At 62.2% G+C, this 19,241-nt stretch carries 10 protein-coding genes and 7 pseudogenes; 2 read left to right on the top strand and 15 right to left on the bottom strand.

Annotation, left to right across the window (positions count from 1 at the left end; all coding sequences use genetic code 11):
• Both G3436_RS11545 and G3436_RS11540 read left to right on the top strand, forming a co-directional pair.
• Positions 1-144, top strand: a pseudogene (locus G3436_RS11545) (transposase domain-containing protein); the annotation flags it as partial.
• Between the two features lie 30 nt (positions 145-174).
• Positions 175-759, top strand: a complete 585-nt coding sequence (locus G3436_RS11540; RefSeq protein WP_080634931.1) for a nucleotidyltransferase family protein — start codon at positions 175-177, stop codon at positions 757-759.
• Between the two features lie 80 nt (positions 760-839).
• Here G3436_RS11540 and nuoN read toward each other — a convergent pair.
• From nuoN to G3436_RS11465, 15 genes and pseudogenes are all read right to left on the bottom strand, one after another.
• Positions 840-2,308 (bottom strand): annotated as a pseudogene (nuoN, locus tag G3436_RS11535) (NADH-quinone oxidoreductase subunit NuoN).
• Between the two features lie 7 nt (positions 2,309-2,315).
• Complete coding sequence (gene nuoM / locus G3436_RS11530; RefSeq protein ID WP_163944923.1) at positions 2,316-3,848, bottom strand: NADH-quinone oxidoreductase subunit M; 1,533 nt, start codon at positions 3,846-3,848, stop codon at positions 2,316-2,318.
• Positions 3,849-3,887: 39 nt separating this feature from the next.
• Positions 3,888-5,740, bottom strand: a pseudogene (nuoL, locus tag G3436_RS11525) (NADH-quinone oxidoreductase subunit L).
• Complete coding sequence (nuoK, locus tag G3436_RS11520; RefSeq protein WP_010220409.1) at positions 5,737-6,045, bottom strand: NADH-quinone oxidoreductase subunit NuoK; 309 nt, start codon at positions 6,043-6,045, stop codon at positions 5,737-5,739. Before nuoK ends, nuoL begins: the two are co-directional and overlap by 4 nt.
• A gap of 3 nt (positions 6,046-6,048) precedes the next feature.
• A pseudogene (nuoJ, locus tag G3436_RS11515) lies at positions 6,049-6,548 on the bottom strand (NADH-quinone oxidoreductase subunit J).
• A gap of 9 nt (positions 6,549-6,557) precedes the next feature.
• A complete protein-coding gene (nuoI, locus tag G3436_RS11510; protein WP_163944920.1) occupies positions 6,558-7,106 on the bottom strand; it encodes an NADH-quinone oxidoreductase subunit NuoI in 549 nt (182 codons plus the stop codon).
• An 11-nt stretch (positions 7,107-7,117) separates the two neighbouring features.
• Positions 7,118-8,124 (bottom strand): annotated as a pseudogene (gene nuoH, locus G3436_RS11505) (NADH-quinone oxidoreductase subunit NuoH).
• Positions 8,121-10,834 (bottom strand): annotated as a pseudogene (gene nuoG, locus G3436_RS11500) (NADH-quinone oxidoreductase subunit NuoG). The pseudogenes nuoH and nuoG overlap by 4 nt, the downstream one beginning before the upstream one ends.
• Positions 10,835-10,968: 134 nt before the next feature.
• On the bottom strand, positions 10,969-12,339 hold the full coding sequence (gene nuoF / locus G3436_RS11495; protein ID WP_163944917.1) for an NADH-quinone oxidoreductase subunit NuoF: 1,371 nt from the start codon (positions 12,337-12,339) through the stop codon (positions 10,969-10,971).
• A complete protein-coding gene (nuoE, locus tag G3436_RS11490; RefSeq protein WP_043860867.1) occupies positions 12,336-12,833 on the bottom strand; it encodes an NADH-quinone oxidoreductase subunit NuoE in 498 nt (165 codons plus the stop codon). The genes nuoF and nuoE overlap by 4 nt, the downstream gene beginning before the upstream one ends.
• 2 nt (positions 12,834-12,835) lie before the next feature.
• The gene (gene nuoC, locus G3436_RS11485; RefSeq protein ID WP_163944914.1) at positions 12,836-14,617 is read right to left on the bottom strand and encodes an NADH-quinone oxidoreductase subunit C/D; all 1,782 of its coding nucleotides are present in this window, start codon (positions 14,615-14,617) and stop codon (positions 12,836-12,838) included.
• 77 nt (positions 14,618-14,694) lie between these two features.
• Positions 14,695-15,372, bottom strand: coding sequence for an NADH-quinone oxidoreductase subunit B (locus G3436_RS11480; RefSeq protein WP_163944911.1), 678 nt, complete (start codon positions 15,370-15,372; stop codon positions 14,695-14,697).
• Positions 15,373-15,382: 10 nt separating this feature from the next.
• A pseudogene (locus G3436_RS11475) lies at positions 15,383-15,795 on the bottom strand (NADH-quinone oxidoreductase subunit A).
• Between the two features lie 653 nt (positions 15,796-16,448).
• The gene (aceA, locus tag G3436_RS11470; RefSeq protein WP_163944908.1) at positions 16,449-17,774 is read right to left on the bottom strand and encodes an isocitrate lyase; all 1,326 of its coding nucleotides are present in this window, start codon (positions 17,772-17,774) and stop codon (positions 16,449-16,451) included.
• A gap of 521 nt (positions 17,775-18,295) precedes the next feature.
• Positions 18,296-19,030, bottom strand: coding sequence for a secretin N-terminal domain-containing protein (locus G3436_RS11465; protein WP_243667109.1), 735 nt, complete (start codon positions 19,028-19,030; stop codon positions 18,296-18,298).
• Positions 19,031-19,241 lie beyond the last annotated feature (211 nt).

The raw sequence follows: 19,241 nt of genomic DNA, 5'->3' as shown, positions 1-19,241 counted from the left end.
ACGAGCGGCATGCGATCATGAGTTTGATCCAGTCGGCGCGCATGAACGGGCATGATCCGTATCGCTATCATCAAAGATGTGCTGACGCGGCTGCCGACACAGCGGGCAAGTGAGATTGGGCAGCTGCTGCCGCATCAGTGGGTGAGGCCTAGCTTCAACGGGGTGATCTTCCAAGTGGACAATAGCTCGACAATCCAAGCAATCATTTCGGATGACCCCATTCGGCGTAGGATGCTCGAAATAGTGCGCTCCTTGAACTTGCCCGACTGCTGGATAGGAGCAGGTTTCGTCCGAAACGCGGTTTGGGATCATCTGCACGGTCGCAGCTCATCTACGGTCTCAACAGACGTTGATGTCATCTGGTTTGATGCCACACGTTGCACACCCGAGCAAGATGAAGCCCTAGAGGCAGCCCTCAGAGACCTAGACCCGAACGTACTGTGGTCTGTGAAAAACCAAGCGAGAATGCATGTTCAGAACGGCGATGAGCCCTATCAGTCGGCGACCGATGCAATGCGTTACTGGCCAGAAACTGCCACAGCACTAGCGATAAGACTGCGGGAGGACGGCACATATGAAATCGCTGCGCCGTTGGGCTTTGATGATCTTTTTGACTTGATAATCCGGCCAGCAGGAAGGTTCGCTACGGATAAAAATGCTATCTATCAAGACCGCGTCACGTCCAAAAACTGGTTGAAGATTTGGCCAATGCTTACGCTCTCGGGGCTATCTCCTAGACCTTGCGTCAAGGTGACTTAACCGGACGCTTACCTTGATTCTTCAATCGACAGAAACAAAACACCCCGCCGAAGCGGGGTGTCGTGTCAGTACATCAGCACTCAACCAAGCAACTGCAAACCTGCATGCTGCACCAGGTCCAGCAACGGCTGCGGGTACACACCCAACACGAACGCACGATCGCAATCGCCAGCAGCATCACACCACCCGTACGCTGCTCCCAGTTCAACGGGGCATCGTGACGACGCAGGTTCGGCTCCATCAGGTACAAGGTGACCATGACGCGCAGGTAGTAGAACACGCCGATCGCACTACCGATCACCAGCGCACCCACCAACCACCACAGCTGCGATTCGACGCCCGTGGCAATGATGTAGAACTTGCCGATGAAGCCCGCCGTCAGCGGAATCCCCGCCAGCGACAGCATCATCACGGTCAACACCGCAGTCAGGTACGGACGACGCCAGAACAGGCCGCGGTACTCGTACAGCGCATCGGCATCACGGCCGTTGTAAGGCGAGGACATCAGGGTGATCACACCGAAGGCGCCCAGGCTGGTGATCACGTAGGTCACCAGGTACACGCCAATCGCTTCCACCGCCAGGCCCTTGCTCGCCACCAGGGCAATCAGCAGGTAACCGAAGTGGGCAATGGAGGAGTAACCCAGCAGACGCTTGAGGTTGCTCTGGGTCAGCGCCAGCAGGTTGCCGACCAGGATCGACGCCACCGCAATGATCGACAGCACGGTGGTCAATACGCCGCTGCTCGCCGCAGGGGAGAGCATGAACAGGCGCACCACCACCGCAAACACGGCGACTTTGCTGGCGGTGGCCAGGAACGCGGCAACCGGTGCAGGAGCACCCTCGTATACGTCTGGAGTCCACAGGTGGAACGGTACCAGCGACAGTTTGAACGCCAGGCCGACCAGCATCATGCCCAGGCCCAGCTGGGCAATCAGGCTCGGCAGGCTGGTGGCCGCCAGGGCCTTGCCAATGCCGTCGAAGCTCAGGCTGCCAGCATCGGCATACAGCAACGCCATGCCGAACAGCAGGAACGCAGAACCCGCCGCCGACAGCACCATGTACTTGATGCCGGCTTCCAGCGAACGCTTGTTGAAGAACGCATACGCCACCAGGCCATAGACCGGTACCGAGAGCAGTTCCAGGCCGATGAACAAGCCGGCCAGGTGCTGCGCGCAGACCAGCACCAGGCCACCCAGCGCAGCCATCAGGATCAGCAGGTAAAGCTCTTCACGGTTGCCCGGGTAGCCTTTGCCGCCATCGCCCAGGTAGGCGTGCGCCAAGGTCACGCACGCCAGCGTGGCGACCAGGATCAACGCCATGTACAGGCACGCGAAATTGTCGACGGTCAGCAACGGGGTGACTGCCAGCGGGGCCACTTTCAAGGTCGGGATGATCGACAGCAGGGCCAGGTTCAGCCCCACGGTCGACAGCAGGAAGGTTTGCGAGTGATTGCGGCGCCAGGCGATCGCCAGCATCACCACGATAATGGTGACGGTGGTGATCAGCAGCGGCGCAAGCGCAATAAAGTGTTGAATCGTCAGGTCCATAGCGCTCTTACCGGGCCGAAGCGAGTTGAGTGAAAGCGGAGCCGAACCACTGCTGTACACCACTCATGGTGGCGGCAGAGGTATCCAGGAACGGCTGCGGGTAAACGCCCAGAACAATCAGCAGCACAGCCAGGCCCAGCACCATGATCAGTTCGCGGTTGTCCATGCCGGCCAGTACTTCGTCCGACTTGGACGGGCCGAAGTAGGCGCGGTGGATCATGATCAGTGAGTACACCGAACCGAATACCAGGCCCGAGGTGGCGACCACGGTGACCCACGGTGCACTGACGAAGCTGCCCAGCAGGATCAGGAACTCGCCGACGAAGTTGCCGGTGCCCGGCAGGCCCAGCGACGCGGCAGCGAAGAACAGGCTGATGGCCGGCAGGTAGGCAATGCGCGACCACAGGCCACCCATCTGGCGCATGTCACGGGTATGCAGGCGCTCGTACAGTTGGCCGCTGAGGATAAACAGCGCTGCCGCCGACAGGCCGTGGGCCAGCATCTGGATCACCGCGCCTTGCAGGGCCTGCTGGCTGCCGGAGTAGATGCCGATCAGTACGAAGCCCATGTGCGAGACGCTGGAGAACGCGATCAGACGCTTGATGTCGGTCTGGGCGAAGGCCAGGAACGCACCGTAGAAGATCCCGATCAGACCCAGTGTCATGGCAATCGGCGCGAACTCGGCCGAGGCATTCGGGAACAGCGGCAGGGCGAAACGCAGCAGGCCGTAGGCCGCCGTCTTCAGCAGGATACCCGCCAGGTCCACGGAACCTGCGGTGGGTGCCTGGGCGTGAGCGTCAGGCAGCCAGGAGTGGAACGGTACCACCGGCAGCTTGACCGCGAAGGCAATGAAGAAGCCCAGCATCAGCAGGTATTCGGTACCGGCCGGCAGGTCGGCTTTGAGCAACTGGGTGTAGTCGAAGGTGATCACACCGGTGTTGCTGTAGTTGACCAGTACCAGGCCCAGGATCGCCACCAGCATGATCAGGCCACTGGCCTGGGTGAAGATGAAGAACTTGGTGGCTGCGTAGATCCGGGTCTTCTTGCCGTCGGAGGAGCTGTGACCCCAGAGCGCGATGAGGAAATACATCGGCACCAGCATCATTTCCCAGAAGAAGAAGAACAGGAACAGGTCCAGGGCCAGGAACACCCCGACCACGCCGCCCAGGATCCACATCAGGTTGAGGTGGAAGAAGCCGACGTGGCGCTGGATCTCTTTCCACGAGCACAGTACCGAGAGCACACCGAGCAGGCCAGTGAGCAGGATCATCAGCAGCGACAGGCCGTCCAGGGCCAGGTGCAGGCTGATGCCGAAGCGCTCGATCCACAGCACTTTGAATTCGTAGGCCCACTGTGGCGCAGCACCCGGCGCAGGCGCCAGGGTGTAGTCGCCGTTGGCCCACAGCCAGAGGCCGATACCAAGCAGCAGGGACATGGTCAGCAGCGCGATGTAGCGCGGCAGGGTGGCGCCGAAGCGCTCACCCAGCCAGCACAGCAGGCCGCCGATGAAGGGGATCAGGATCAGCCAAGGCAAAATCATGACGGGCTCAATTCCTTTCGCAAAGTCGCAAGGTTCATATCAGACCGCAGCCACAACAACGGCACCGAGCACAAGCACGGCACCCACGGCTATCGAAGCGGTGTACCAGCGCAGCTGACCGGTTTCGGTTTTGCTCATGGCAGCGTGACCGCCCCGAGCCATACGCGGAATCAGGCCTATGCCGCGGTCAACCGGATCCTTGCGCAGGATATGGCTGATCAGCAGGTAAGGTTTGACGAACAGCTTGTCGTAGATCCAGTCGAAGCCCCAGGCGGCGAACCACCAGGCCGACAGCACACGACCCGGGCCGCTGTTGGCGATCGCGGTGACCAGGCGACGCTTGCCCAGGAACAGCATCGCGGCCAGCAGGATACCGGCGATGGCGATGGCACCCGAGGCGATTTCCAGGCTGTGCTTGGCTTCGCCGCCGGCATGCCCGACGCTCTGTGGCAGTACGCCCGCCAGCGGTGGATGGATCCACGCGCCGACGAAGGTCGACAGCACGATCAGCACGCCCAGTGGCAGCCAGTGCGAGATGCCATGGCCGGCATGCGCTTCGGTCTTGGCTTCGCCGTGGAAGGCAATGAAGATCAGGCGGAAGGTGTACAGCGAGGTCATGAACGCGCCAACCAGGCCAGCGTACAGCAGGCCGTTGTTGCCACTGGCGAAGGCTTCCCAGAGGATCTCGTCCTTGGAGTAGAAACCGGCGGTCAGCAGCGGCAGGGCAGCCAGGGCGGCACCGCCGACGATGAAGCTGGCATAGGCCAACGGCAGCTTTTTCCACAGGCCGCCCATCTTGAAGATGTTCTGCTCGTGGTGGCAAGCAACGATCACCGCACCCGAAGCAAGGAACAGCAGGGCCTTGAAGAAGGCGTGGGTCATCAGGTGGAAGATCGCGCCATCGAATGCGCCAACGCCCAGGGCCAGGAACATGTAGCCGATCTGGCTCATGGTCGAGTAGGCCAGGATACGCTTGATGTCGGTCTGCACCAGCGCGGCGAAGCCGGCCAGTACCAGGGTCACGCCGCCGACCACACCCACCAGGTGCAGCACGTCGGGCGCCAGGGCGAACAAACCGTGCGTACGGGCGATCAGGTAGACACCGGCGGTGACCATGGTTGCGGCGTGGATCAGTGCCGACACCGGGGTAGGGCCGGCCATCGCGTCCGCCAGCCACGTCTGCAGCGGCAGTTGGGCGGATTTACCGACCGCGCCACCCAGCAGCATCAGGGTCGCCAGCACCATCCAGAAATCACCCGCCTGGAACTTCTGCGGGGCCAGCACCAGCAGTTGCTGGATATTCAGCGTGCCCAGTTGCTGGTACAGGATGAACAGGCCGATGGCCATGAACACGTCGCCGATACGGGTGACGATGAAAGCCTTGAGTGCCGCGTTGCCGTTGTTGCGGTTGCTGTAGTAGAAACCGATCAACAGGTACGAGCACAGGCCCACGCCTTCCCAACCGAAGTAGATGAACAGCAGGTCGTCGCCCAGGATCAGGAACAGCATGCTGGCGATGAACAGGTTGGTGTAGGCGAAGAAGCGCGAGTAGCCGGCTTCACCACGCATGTACCACGAAGCGAACAGGTGGATCAGGAAGCCCACGCCGACCACCACGCCAAGCATGGTCACCGACAGGCCGTCCAGGTAGAGGGTGAAGTTGGGCTTGAAGTCGCCCACCTGCATCCACTGCCACAGCAGTTGGCTGTACGCGCGCCTTCGGGCGGGGCGACGTTGAACTGCCAGATCACGTACGCGGCCACGATGGCCGAGAGGCCGATCGAGCCGACGCCGATCAGCGCCGACAGGTTCTCGGAGAACCGCCCGCGCGAGAACGACAGCAGCACGAAGCCGATCAGGGGGAAGACGAAGGTCAGAAAGAGTAGGTTCATCCGCGCATCTCACTGGCAGCATCGATATCGAGAGTGTGGAAGCGGCGATACAGCTGCAGCAGGATCGCCAGGCCGATACTGGCCTCGGCGGCGGCCAGGCTGATGACCAGGATGAACATGATCTGCCCGTCCGGTTGCGCCCAGCGGCTGCCCGCCACGATGAACGCCAGTGCCGAGGCGTTCATCATGATTTCCAGGCTCATCAGTACGAACAGAATGTTGCGGCGTACCATCAGCCCGACCAGGCCGAGGCAGAACAGGATGCCGGCGACGGCCAGGCCGTGCTCGAGAGGAATTGCTGACATGGTTTACTCCTTCGCCTCGTTGCGGCCGAGGTGGAACGCCGTCACTGCCGCAGCCAGCAGCAGCATCGAGGCCAGTTCCACCACCAGCAGGTAAGGGCCGAACAGGCTGATGCCCACGGCCTTGGCGTCAACGGTGGTGTGGCCGATGGCCGCGCCGCTCGGCTCGACGAACAGCACGTACAGCAGCTCAAGCAGCAGCAGGGCGGCGAGGAACACGGCCCGCCCCAGATGCCCGGCTTGAGCCAGCCGCGCTCCTGGGCGACCGAAGCCGGGCCCAGGTTGAGCATCATCACCACGAACACGAACAGCACCATGATGGCGCCAGCGTAGGCGATCACTTCGAGCACACCGGCAAACGGCGCACCGAGGGCGAAGAAGGTCATCGCCACGGAGATCAGCGAAATGATCAGGTAGAGCAGGGCATGCACCGGGTTGGTATTGGTGATCACCCGCAGGGTGGACACCACGGCGACACCGGATGCGAAATAGAAAGCGAATTCCATCTTTCTTCCTTAAGGGAGCAAGCTCTTCACGTTGATCGGCTCGGCTTCGTTCTGCGCGGCGCCTTTCGGCTTGCCGGCAACGGCCATACCTGCAACACGGTAGAAGTTGTAATCAGGGTTCTTGCCGGGGCCGGAGATCAGCAGATCTTCTTTCTCGTACACCAGGTCCTGACGTTTGAACTCGGCCATCTCGAAATCCGGGGTGAGCTGGATCGCGGTGGTCGGGCAGGCTTCCTCGCAGAGGCCGCAGAAAATGCAGCGCGAGAAGTTGATGCGGAAGAACTCGGGGTACCAGCGGCCGTCGTCGGTCTCGGCCTTCTGCAGCGAGATGCAACCCACCGGGCACGCCACGGCGCACAGGTTGCACGCCACGCAGCGCTCTTCACCGTCGGGGTCGCGGGTGAGCACGATGCGGCCGCGGTAGCGCGGTGGCAGGTACACCGCTTCTTCGGGGTATTGCAGGGTGTCACGTTTGCGGAAACCGTGAGAGAACACCATCACCAGGCTGCGCAGCTGGGTGCCAGTGCCCTTAACGATGTCGCCAATATACTTGAACATGGGTCAAATCCTCACTGGGCCGCAACAGCTGGCGTGTTGAGCAACACGAGCGCAGCGGTCACCAGCAAATTGATCAGGGTCAGCGGCAGGCAGAACTTCCAGCTGAAGTCCATCACCTGGTCATAACGCGGGCGCGGGATCGAGGCGCGCAGCAGGATGAACAGCATGATGAAGAACGCGGTCTTCAGGGCGAACCACACGAACGACAGTTGCGGCAGGATGCCGAACGGCCCGTGCCAGCCACCGAAGAACAGGGTTACCAGCAGCGCCGAGATCAGGATGATGCCGATGTACTCGCCGACGAAGAACATGCCCCATTTCATGCCGGCATATTCGATGTGGTAGCCGTCGGCCAGTTCCTGTTCCGCTTCGGGTTGGTCGAAGGGGTGACGGTGCGTCACGGCCACGCCAGCGATGAAGAAGGTACAGAAGCCGAAGAACTGCGGAATGATGAACCACAGGTTCTGCGCCTGGTACTCGACGATGTCGCGCATGTTGAACGAGCCGACCTGGGCCACGATGCCCATCAGCGCCAGGCCCATGAACACTTCGTACGACACGGTCTGGGCCGAGGCCCGCAGGCTGCCGAGCAGGGCGTACTTGTTGTTCGACGACCAGCCGGCGAACAGTACGGCGTACACCGACAGGCCGGCCATGGCGAAGAAGAACAGCAGGCCGATGTTCAGGTCCGCGACACCCCAGGTCGGGGTGATCGGGATGATCGCGAAGGCGATCAGCAAGGCACTCATGGCCACCACCGGCGCCAGGGTGAAGATCACCTTGTCGACGAAGGGCGGGTTCCAGTCTTCCTTGAAGAACATTTTCAGCATGTCGGCGGCAATCTGGAACATGCCGAACGGGCCGACGCGGTTCGACCGTAACGGTCCTGCCACCAGCCCAGCAGGCGACGCTCGACGAAGCTGAGCAGCGCGCCGCAGACCACTACCGCCAGCAGCACCACGATGGCCTTGATGACGGTGAGGATCACATCGATCACTTCAGGGGTGAACCAGGTCATTGTGCTGCCTCCTGCAGGCCTTCGACGGATGCACCGAAGATGGCCGGCGGAATGCCGGCCAGGCCTTTGGGCAACGCAACCAGGCCAGCGCCCAGCTCTTCATTGATACGCAGCGGCAGACGCAGGGTCTGGCCGGCCACGTTCAGGCTCAGCAGCGCGCCGTCGTTGACACCCAGGCGGTCGGCTTCGGACTTGGCCAGGCCAACGTAGGCCTGCGGGATGCGCTCCTGCACCGGGGCGGCGCGCGAAGAGTTCTCTTCACTGCCGAACAGGTGATAGACCGGCACGACCTGCCAGGTGCCACGCGCCGGCGAGAACGCGGCCGGTACGCTGGCGAACCAGTTGAGCTTGTCGCCCTGGGTTTCGATCAGGCGGGTGCCCGGGTCGCCTGCACGCAGGTGACCACCGACCTCGTCCTGGAACTTGTTCCAGGCTTGCGGCGAGTTCCAGCCCGGCGACCAGGCGAACGGCACTTGCGAGCGCGGTTCGGCAGAGCCCGAGTAGCCTTCCATGGAGAACGCGAACGCGGTGTCCGGGTCTTGCGGGGTACGCGGTTCGTGCACGCTGATGTTGGCGCGCATGGCGGTGCGGCCCGAGTAGCGCAGCGGTTCGCGGGCAAGCTTCATGCCCTTGATGCGGAACGCGGCCGACGGGGCAGCGTTGACGATGCCGGCCAGTTGCGGCGCGGCGCCTGCCACGGCGTGGGTAACGTGGTCGAGCTGGGTCCAGTCGATCGGCTTGTTCAGCAGGGTGGCACGCAGGGCGTGCATCCAGCGCCAGCCTTCGTGCACCAGGATGCTGCTGTCCAGGTACTGCGGGTCGAACACCTGGAAGAAGCGCTGGGCGCGGCCTTCCTGGCTGACCAGGGTACCGTGCCTTCGGCGAAGGTGGCCGCCGGCAGCACCAGATGCGCACGCTCGGTGGTCGGGGTTTTCTGGTGATCGGCAACAATCACCACCTTGGCAGCTGCCAGGGCGGCATCGACCTTGGCCGCCGGCACGCGGCTGTACAGGTCGTTTTCCAGGATCACGATGGCGTCGGCCTTGCCCGCGATCACCGCGTCCAGCGCGGCGTCGATCGACTCGCCACCGAGCATGGCCAGGCCCAGGCTGTTGGCCTCGGGCACCACCAGGCTCAGCGAGCCGTTCTTCTCGCGCAGCTTGAGCGCCTTGGCGATGTTGGCGGCGGCTTCGATCAGGGCCTTGGAGCCCAGCGACGTGCCGGCGACCACCAGCGGACGGTTGGCGGCGACCAGTGCATCGGCGATGCGCTTGGCCAGCTCGACGGCTTCGGCGTCCAGGCCTTCGACGGCCGGCGCGCTTGGGTCGATGGCGTGGGCCACGGCGAAACCGATACGGGCCAGGTCGTCCGGCGCTGCGTGTACGCATTCTTCGGCAACGTCATCGAGCTTGGTGTCGGTGAGGCTGGCGATGAACAGCGGGTACATGGCGTGCTGACCGATGTTTTTGACGGCGGCATCGAGCCACGGCTGAACGCGCATGGCGTCGGCCATGGCTTCGGCCTTGCCCTTGACCGACTGGCGCAGGGCCAGGGCCAGGCGCGCAGCGGTCTGGGTCAGGTCTTCGCCAAGCACGAATACCGCGTCATGGTCCTCCATGTCGCGCAGGGTCGGTACCGGCAGCGGGCTGTCGTTCAGTACCTGCAGGGCCAGGCGCACGCGCTCCAGCTCACCGGCTTCCATGCCCGAGTGGAAGTACTCGGCACCGACCAGTTCGCGCAGGCCGTAGTTGCTTTCGAGGCTGGCGCGTGGCGAGCCGATACCGACGATGGTGCGGCCGCGCAACAGGTCGGCGGCCTTGTCCAGTGCAGCGTCCAGGCCCAGCTTCTGGCCGCCTTCGAGCAGTGGCTGGCGAGGGCGGTCGGTACGGTTGACGTAGCCATAGCCGAAACGGCCACGGTCGCACAGGAAGTACTGGTTCACCGAGCCGTTGAAGCGGTTCTCGATGCGACGCAGTTCACCGTAGCGCTCACCCGGGCTGATGTTGCAGCCGCTGGAGCAGCCATGGCAGATGCTCGGGGCAAACTGCATGTCCCATTTACGGTTGTAGCGCTCGGAGTGGGTCTTGTCGGTGAACACACCGGTCGGGCACACCTCGGTCAGGTTGCCGGAGAACTCGCTCTCCAGCGTACCGCTCTCGACACGGCCGAAGTACACGTTGTCGTGTGCACCGAACACGCCCAGGTCGGTACCGCCGGCGTAGTCCTTGTAGTAGCGCACGCAGCGGTAGCAGGCGATGCAGCGGTTCATCTCGTGGGAGATGAACGGGCCGAGCTCCTGGTTCTGGTGGGTACGCTTGGTGAAGCGATAACGGCGCTCGTTGTGGCCGGTCATCACCGTCATGTCTTGCAGGTGGCAGTGACCGCCTTCCTCGCACACCGGGCAGTCGTGCGGGTGGTTGGTCATCAGCCATTCGACGACGCTGGCGCGGAACACGCGGGCTTCTTCGTCTTCGATGGAAATCCAGCTGCCATCGGTGGCTGGGGTCATGCAGGACATGACGATACGACCGCGCGTGTCGTTCTCGTCGGTGTACTGCTTGACCGCACACTGGCGGCAGGCGCCGACGCTACCAAGCGCCGGGTGCCAGCAGAAATAAGGGATGTCGAGGCCTAGCGACAGACACGCCTGTAACAGGTTGTCTGCGCCGTTGACTTCGAGCTCTTTGCCGTCTACGTGGATAGTGGCCATGGTTCAAAGTTCTTCGTTGGCCCGCGTGTGCGGGCGTGGCTAATGGAAATCTGTGTGCCTGCGGCTCGCGGCGGGGTTCCCCGGGGCGAGCATCGCGGGCAACGGGCGGCACGGACCGCCCGTCTTTTTATAGGTTATGCGCCAACCACAATTGGCCCGGCCTGCACCGGCGTTGCCTGGTCCGAGCGCGGCGCTGCAGTGGCAGCGATACCGGCTTCGAACTCGGGGCGGAAGTATTTGATGGCACTGCCCAGCGGCTCGACCGCACCCGGTGCGTGAGCGCAGAAGGTCTTGCCTGGGCCGAGGAAACCGACCAGCCCCAGCAGCGTCTCGATGTCGCCTTGCTGGCCCTGGCCTTTCTCGATGGCGCGCAGAAGCTTGACGCTCCATGGCAGGCCATCGCGGCACGGGGTGCAGAAGCCGCACGATTCGCGGGCAAAGAACTCTTCCATGTTGCGCAGCAGCGAGACCATGTTGACGCTGTCGTCCACGGCCATGGCCAGGCCCGTACCCATCCGGGTGCCGACCTTGGCGATGCCGCCGGCGTACATCTGTGCGTCGAGGTGTTCGGGCAGCAGGAAGCCGGTACCGGCGCCGCCAGGCTGCCAGCACTTGAGCTTGAAGCCATCACGCATGCCGCCGGCGTAGTCTTCGAACAGCTCGCGGGCGGGCACGCCGAATGGCAGCTCCCACAGGCCCGGGTTCTTGACCTTGCCGGAGAAGCCCATCAGCTTGGTGCCGTGGTCTTCGCTGCCTTCGCGGGCCAGCGACTTGTACCAGTCGATGCCGTTGCCGACGATGGCCGGCACGTTGCACAGGGTTTCGACGTTGTTCACGCACGTCGGCTTGCCCCACACGCCCACGGCGGCAGGGAAGGGCGGCTTGGAGCGCGGGTTGGCGCGACGGCCTTCGAGGGAGTTGATCAACGCGGTTTCTTCACCGCAGATGTAACGCCCGGCGCCGGTGTGCACGAACAGCTCGAAGTCGAAGCCGCTGCCCAGGATGTTCTTGCCCAGCAGGCCGGCCGCCTTGGCTTCCTCGACCGCACGGTTGAGGTTGCGCGCTGCGGTGGTGTACTCGCCACGCAGGAAGATGTAGCCGCGGTAGGCCTTGAGCGCGCGGGCACTGATCAGCATGCCTTCGATCAGCAGATGGGGCTGCTGCTCCATCAGCATGCGGTCTTTCCAGGTGTTGGGCTCCATTTCATCCGCGTTGCACAGCAGGTAGCGGATGTTCATGGATTCGTCTTTGGGCATCAGGCCCCATTTGACGCCCGTCGGGAAGCCCGCACCCCCGCGGCCCTTGAGGCCGGAGTCCTTGACGGTCTGCACGATGTCGTCCTGCGACATCTGCGCCAGCGCCTTGCGGGCGGCACTGTAGCCGTCCTTGGCCTGGTACTCGTCGAGCCACAGCGGTTCGCCGTCGTCACGCAGGCGCCAGGTCAGCGGGTGGGTTTCAGCGGCGCGCGCAATGCGGTTGGCCGGGCCGAAGGAAGTGATGGTCATACGTAACCCTCCAGCAGTTTGGAAACGCCGGCAGGTTGCACGTCGCCAAAGGTGTCGTCGTCGATCATCAGGGCCGGGGCCTTGTCGCAGTTACCCAGGCAGCACACCGGTAGCAGGGTGAAGCGCCCGTCTGCGGTAGTCTGGCCCAGGCCGATGCCCAGCTCGCTCTGGATCTGGCTGACCACCGACTCGTGGCCGCCGATGTAGCAGACCATGCTGTCGCACACGCGAATGATGTGGCGACCGACCGGCTGGCGGAAGATCTGGCTGTAGAAGGTGGCCACGCCTTCGACGTCGCTGGCAGGGATGCCCAGCACTTCGCCGATGGCATACACCGCGCCGTCCGGCACCCAGCCGCGTTCCTTCTGAACGATCTTCAGGGCTTCGATGGACGCCGCGCGCGGGTCCTCGTAGTGATGCATCTCGTGCTCGATGGCCGAGCGCTCTGTTTCGCTCAGGGCGAAACGGTCGGTTTGGATAAGCGTGTTGTTCATGCTTAGCGGTCCACGTCAGCCATAACGAAGTCGATACTGCCCAGGTACGCAATGAGGTCCGCGACCATGCTGCCGCGGATCACCGAAGGGATCTGTTGCAGGTGCGGGTAGCTCGGGGTGCGGATCCGGGTGCGGTAACTCATGGTTCCGCCATCGCTCGTCAGGTAGTAACTGTTGATGCCCTTGGTCGCTTCGATCATCTGGAAGGATTCGTTGGCCGGCATCACCGGGCCCCACGAAACTTGCAGGAAGTGCGTGATCAGGGTCTCGATGTGCTGCAGGGTGCGCTCTTTTGGCGGCGGCGTGGTCAGCGGGTGGTCCGCCTTGTACGCGCCGGCCGGCATGTTGCGCATGCACTGGTCGATGATCTTGATGCTCTGGCGCATTTCTTCGACGCGGACCATGCAGCGGTCATAGGCATCGCCATTGCTGGCCAGCGGCACTTCGAACTCGAAGTTCTCGTAGCCCGAGTACGGACGCGCCTTGCGCAGGTCGAAATCGCAACCGGTCGAACGCAGGCCGGCACCGGTGACGCCCCATTCCAGGGCCTCTTTGGTGTTGTAGGCGGCCACGCCGATGGTACGGCCCTTGAGGATGCTGTTCTGCAGGGCAGCCTTGGTGTACTCGTCGAGGCGCTTGGGCAGCCAGTCGACGAAGTCCTTGACCAGTTTTTCCCAGCCGCGCGGCAGGTCGTGGGCGACGCCACCGATGCGGTACCAGGCCGGGTGCAGGCGGAAGCCAGTGATGGCCTCGATCACGGTGTAGGCACGCTGACGGTCGGTGAAGGTGAAGAACACCGGGGTCATGGCGCCGACGTCCTGGATATAGGTACCCAGGAACAGCAGGTGGCTGGTGATGCGGAAGAACTCGGCCATCATGATGCGGATGGTGTCGACCTTCTGCGGCACCTGGATGCCGGCCAGCTTCTCGACCGCGAGCACGTACGGCAGGTTGTTCATCACCCCGCCGAGGTAGTCGATGCGGTCGGTGTAGGGGATGAAGCTGTGCCAGGACTGACGCTCGGCCATCTTCTCGGCACCACGGTGGTGGTAGCCGATGTCCGGGACGCAGTCGACGATCTCTTCACCGTCCAACTGCAGGACGATACGGAAGGCACCGTGGGCCGAAGGGTGGTTGGGGCCCAGGTTGAGGAACATGTAGTCCTCGTTGGCGCCCGAGCGCTTCATACCCCAGGCTTCGGGGTTGAAGCGCGCGGCTTCTTCCTCGAGCTGCTGCTTGGCCAGGTTCAGGCTGTACGGGTCGAACTCGGTGGCGCGGGCCGGGAAGTCCTTGCGCAGCGGGTGACCTTCCCAGGTGGGCGGCATCATGATGCGGGTCAGGTGCGGGTGGCCGGCAAAGTCGATGCCGAACATGTCCCACACTTCACGCTCGTACCAGTTGGCATTGGGCCAGATACCGGTCACGGTCGGAACGTTCAGGTCGCCTTCGTTGAGCGCCACCTTGATCATCACGTCGCTGTTACGCTCGACCGACATCAGGTGGTAGAACACGGTGAAATCGGCGCCCGGCAGGCCGCGACGCTGGGTGCGCAGACGCTCGTCGACGCCGTGCAGGTCGTACAGCATGCTGTACGGCTTGGCCACGTTGCGCAGGAAGGTCAGCACTTCGATCAGTTTGGCGCGGGCAACCCACAGCACCGGCATGCCAGTGCGGGTGGCCTGGGCGGTGAACGCCTCGGGGCCAAAACGATGGTTCAATTCGACGACCACATCCTGGTCGTCAGCCTTGTAAGGCGGGATATAAATAGCGGTGTCCGCTGTCATGGTCTCGGTCGCTTTGGGTCAACGTAGAGAATGAAGCCAGGCCGCCTGTTCAGATGAACGGGCGGCAGGTCGCTGGATCAGACTTCGTCGGGGCTGCGCAGGTGGGTAACCTGGATACGCTGTTCTCGGCGCTGCTCTTTCTGGGACGGCATCTCGGCGCGGTACACGCCCTGATCACCGACAACCCACGAAAGCGGGCGACGCTCCTTGCCGATCGATTCCTGCAGCAGCATCAAGCCTTGCAGGAACGCTTCAGGGCGAGGCGGGCAGCCAGGCACATAGACGTCCACAGGGAGGAACTTGTCGACCCCCTGAACGACCGAGTAGATGTCGTACATGCCACCGGAGTTGGCGCACGAACCCATCGAGATGACCCACTTGGGTTCGAGCATCTGCTCATACAGGCGCTGGATGATCGGCGCCATCTTGATGAAGCAGGTGCCGGCGATGACCATGAAGTCGGCCTGACGCGGCGATGCCCGGATGACCTCGGCGCCGAAGCGTGCGATGTCGTGGGGCGCCGTGAAGGCCGTGGTCATTTCCACGTAGCAGCAGGAGAGGCCGAAGTTGTAGGGCCACAGGGAGTTTTTGCGCCCCCAGTTGACCGCGCCACTGAGCACATCTTCGAGCTTGCCCATGAAGATGTTCTTGTGGACCTGGTCCTCTAGCAGCGAGTCGGAGACGGTTTCCCGTTCACCGATTGGATACTCCTCGTTAGGGGCATCCGGGTCGATCCTGGTGAGATTGTATTGCATTGCCAAAGCCTCATTGTTTCAGCTTCGCTTGCCGCTTGCGACGACCTTCGGGAGCCCAATCGAGGGCCCCGACGCGCCATAGGTAGACAAGACCTGCCAACAGAATTGCTATGAAAACGAGTGCTTCGACGAACCCGGTCCAGCGCTTTCGCGGACGGACACAGACCATGCAAAGAGAAAGAGGGCTTCGATATCGAAGATCACGAACAGCATCGCGACCAGATAGAATTTGGCGGAAAGACGCAGGCGGGCACCGCCTGTTGGCAGCATGCCGGACTCGAAGGGTTCGTTCTTGCTGCGGCCCCAGGCCTTGCTGCCCAGCAGCGCAGACAGCCCGAGCATGAAGGCGCACAGGCCGACGACACCCAAAAGGAAAATGGCAAAGCCCCAGTTGTGGGCGATGAGTCCTGTCGAATCGGGCATGCTGAAAATCCTTAACAGAGCGCGTGGTCTCTGAGCTTGAAAAGAAGTAGAGCAGTGACGATATGTCGCAGCGAAATCTATCGCGCTGATTTTATGGGTAAACCCGTAGCAAGTAAAATTTCTGCAGCAAATTTATTCGTAGCATTAAGAACAAAAATCTTTCGTAACACGCTGCAGGCCCCGTAGGCCGTGGATTGCGTGTGGTTTTGTTAATTATGTTTCTTGCATCGCGTAATGAATTGCAAGTTTCGAAATGATAATTAATATCATTTGAAGATCTCCTGTTATTCCTAGCACTGCTGTCAACTACAAAGTTGCTGTGCGCGGGGGCTTCGGCAAGTTCCGCGCCCGCAGTTTCCAGCACCTTGCGCCGTGTAGTTTGGCGCTGGATCAAGGTTTCGACTGGTCCGGTGGTGACAGGCGGCGGGGTGGCCGGCGCCAGGCAAGGGGTAGGGGCGGGACATGGCCGATCCTTGGTGTTGTTGTGCACCTAGCATAGCCAATCGGGGGGAATAAGGAAGCCTTGCGCCGAGGTGAGGGGGTGTCGTCGCTGGCAAGGCCGGTTGCTGCTGGGGTGAAACGCACAAGACCCGGGGCCCCATCACAGGCCCCGGGTCTTGCGTGCTACCCGAATGTCACCAGTCGATCAGTCATCAGTGGAACTGCTCTTCTTCAGTGGAACCGGTCAGTGCGGTAACCGACGACTTGCCACCCTGGATCACGGTGGTCATGTCGTCGAAGTAGCCAGTGCCCACTTCCTGCTGGTGCGCCACGAAGGTGTAGCCTTTGGAGGCGTCAGCGAACTCTTGCTCTTGCAGCTTCACGTAGGCAGTCATGTCGTTGCGGGCGTAGTCGTGCGCCAGATTGAACATGCCGTGCCACATGTTGTGGATGCCGGCCAGGGTGATGAACTGGTGCTTGTAGCCCATGGCCGACAGTTCGCGCTGGAACTTGGCGATGGTCGCGTCGTCCAGGTTTTTCTTCCAGTTGAAGGAAGGCGAGCAGTTGTAGGACAGGATCTGGTCCGGGTATTCCTTCTTGATCGCTTCGGCAAAGCGGCGCGCTTCGTCCAGGTCCGGCTTGGCGGTTTCGCACCAGATCAGGTCGGCATACGGCGCGTAGGCCAGGCCGCGGGCAATCGCCTGGTCCAGGCCGGCACGCACCTTGTAGAAACCTTCAGGGGTGCGCTCGCCGATCACGAACGGCTGGTCGTACGGGTCGCAGTCGCTGGTCAGCAGGTCGGCGGCGTTGGCGTCGGTACGGGCCAGGATGATGGTCGGTACACCGGCAACGTCGGCCGCCAGGCGGGCAGCGCTGAGCTTCTGTACGGCTTCCTGGGTCGGTACCAGTACCTTGCCGCCCATGTGGCCGCATTTTTTCACCGAGGCCAGCTGGTCTTCGAAGTGCACGCCGGCGGCGCCTGCCTCGATCATGTTCTTCATCAGTTCGTAGGCGTTGAGCACACCGCCGAAACCAGCTTCGGCGTCTGCCACGATCGGTGCAAAGTAGTCGATGTAGCCGTCATCACCCGGGTTCTTGCCGGCTTTCCACTGGATCTGGTCGGCACGACGGAACGAATTGTTGATGCGCTTGACCACGGTTGGCACCGAGTCCACCGGGTACAGCGACTGGTCGGGGTACATGGACTCGGCCGAGTTGTTGTCGGCAGCCACTTGCCAGCCGGACAGGTAGATGGCCTGGATACCGGCCTTGACCTGTTGTACGGCCTGGCCGCCGGTCAGGGCGCCCATGCAGTTGACGAAATCTTTTTCAGGGCGGAACGAAGGGTGGGCGCCTTTGGTTACCAGGTTCCACAGCTTCTCGGCACCCATGCGGGCCAGGGTGTGCTCAGGTTGAACCGAGCCACGCAGACGAACGACATCAGCGGCAGAGTAGGTACGGGTCACGCCTTTCCAGCGTGGGTTCTCGGCCCAGTCTTTTTCGAGGGCTGCAATTTGCTGTTCGCGTGTCAGTGCCATGAAAGTAAACCTCGTCGCATAGGTCGGTAAAAAATGTTCGCTCTGTCGGCTGCGCTGTTCAGTACAGGGGCAGCTCCGATTGTTCGCTGCTCAGAAGCACTGGCGGTCAGTCATGTGGCGAAATGGCGACGTTGAACGATGGGGCTCGAAGGGGGAAGTGAGCGGGTCCTTGGCGTCGTCGTCGGGCAGGTTGGCTCGTGGTTGCCGTGCTGCTCGAACAGGCTGTGCCTTATACCGTGTAGTGCGCTTCCGTCCCTCGGGACAACTTCGTTCCAGTCGCAATCTCGTCAAACCGCCTTGTGGGCTGTACAGACACGCATCGGCTCAGGTCGGATAGGTCAGAGCGCGACGCGAAGGCCCTTGCCAGGGCCTCTGATTAGCGGGAGCGGGGCCATCATGCCTCCCTGTTTCGAGGGCGTCAAATGTTTTGTAGTGCTTTTTTAGCGCCACTACATCTTTGGTCTAATACGACTCATCAGTCAGTTTCGAGGCCTTTGGTCGAGGCCTTGATTTGTGCGGGGTCAGTCCAATGCGTCGACTTTTACCCGCAAAGTCATGTTTTCACCGCGCTGGGTAGAGTAACTGAGTGCTGAAGCACTGCGTTCGGCCTGGCTTTGGGCATTTACCCCTGCCAGGGTGATCCACTCACCCAGCTTGCCGGTAACCCTTGTGTCGGTACTTTGTACCTTCACTACATCGGGACGTTCCTGGCTCATGCGGTCATTGTTGGTGCTTATGCTCAGGTGCACGGTCTCGCCGGAGACGCTGGCGGTGACGTAGAAACCCTGGGTAACGTTACGGTACTCGGTGTTGCTCTGAGCGCGGCCGTAGTTGTCGGTCTGGGTGTTGGTGATGGGGATGCTCTGGCCCACCTGGATCAGTGCGGGGGTACCTTCGCTGGCCTGCACCTGTTGCAGCCCGCCTTCGCGATTGGCGGTGCCATAGCGGATCACCCGCGCATTACCGCGGTTGTCCTGGAAGTTGCTGTCGTTGTTGTCGACACTGATCAGCAGGCGCTTGGGTGCGGTGTCGAGTTGCTGCAACAGGGTGCGCAGTTCATCGATCTTGCCGGGCTCGGCATTGACGATCAGCTTGTTCTCGAAGGTACTGACGCTGCCGTCCTTGCCGATGAAGGCTTGCGCGGTGGGGAGCAGTTCGGCGCTGGTGCGATGGTTCAGCGGCAGGACTTCGGTGGCGGCCAGCGCGCTGAGGCTGAACGTCAGAAGCAGGGAGGCGAGCAGGGGGCGTAGCGGCATGTCCATGGTCTCCGCGGGTGGAGTGGACATGATGGCAAATTTGTAGCGACTGTGCTGGCCTCTTCGCTGGCAAGCCAGCTCCCACAGGTACAGTGAGCATCTTCAGGTCACTGATCCCATTGTGGGAGCTGGCTTTGCCAGTGAAGGGGGTCAAGGCCCCAGTAAAGGCAGGGTAAAGTGCCTGTCTCATGAGCACTGATAACCCTGTGGG

This window comes from Pseudomonas brassicae, assembly GCF_010671725.1.
GTDB classification, from domain to species: Bacteria; Pseudomonadota; Gammaproteobacteria; order Pseudomonadales; family Pseudomonadaceae; genus Aquipseudomonas; species Aquipseudomonas brassicae.
This window is presented reverse-complemented; position numbering and strand designations above follow the sequence as displayed.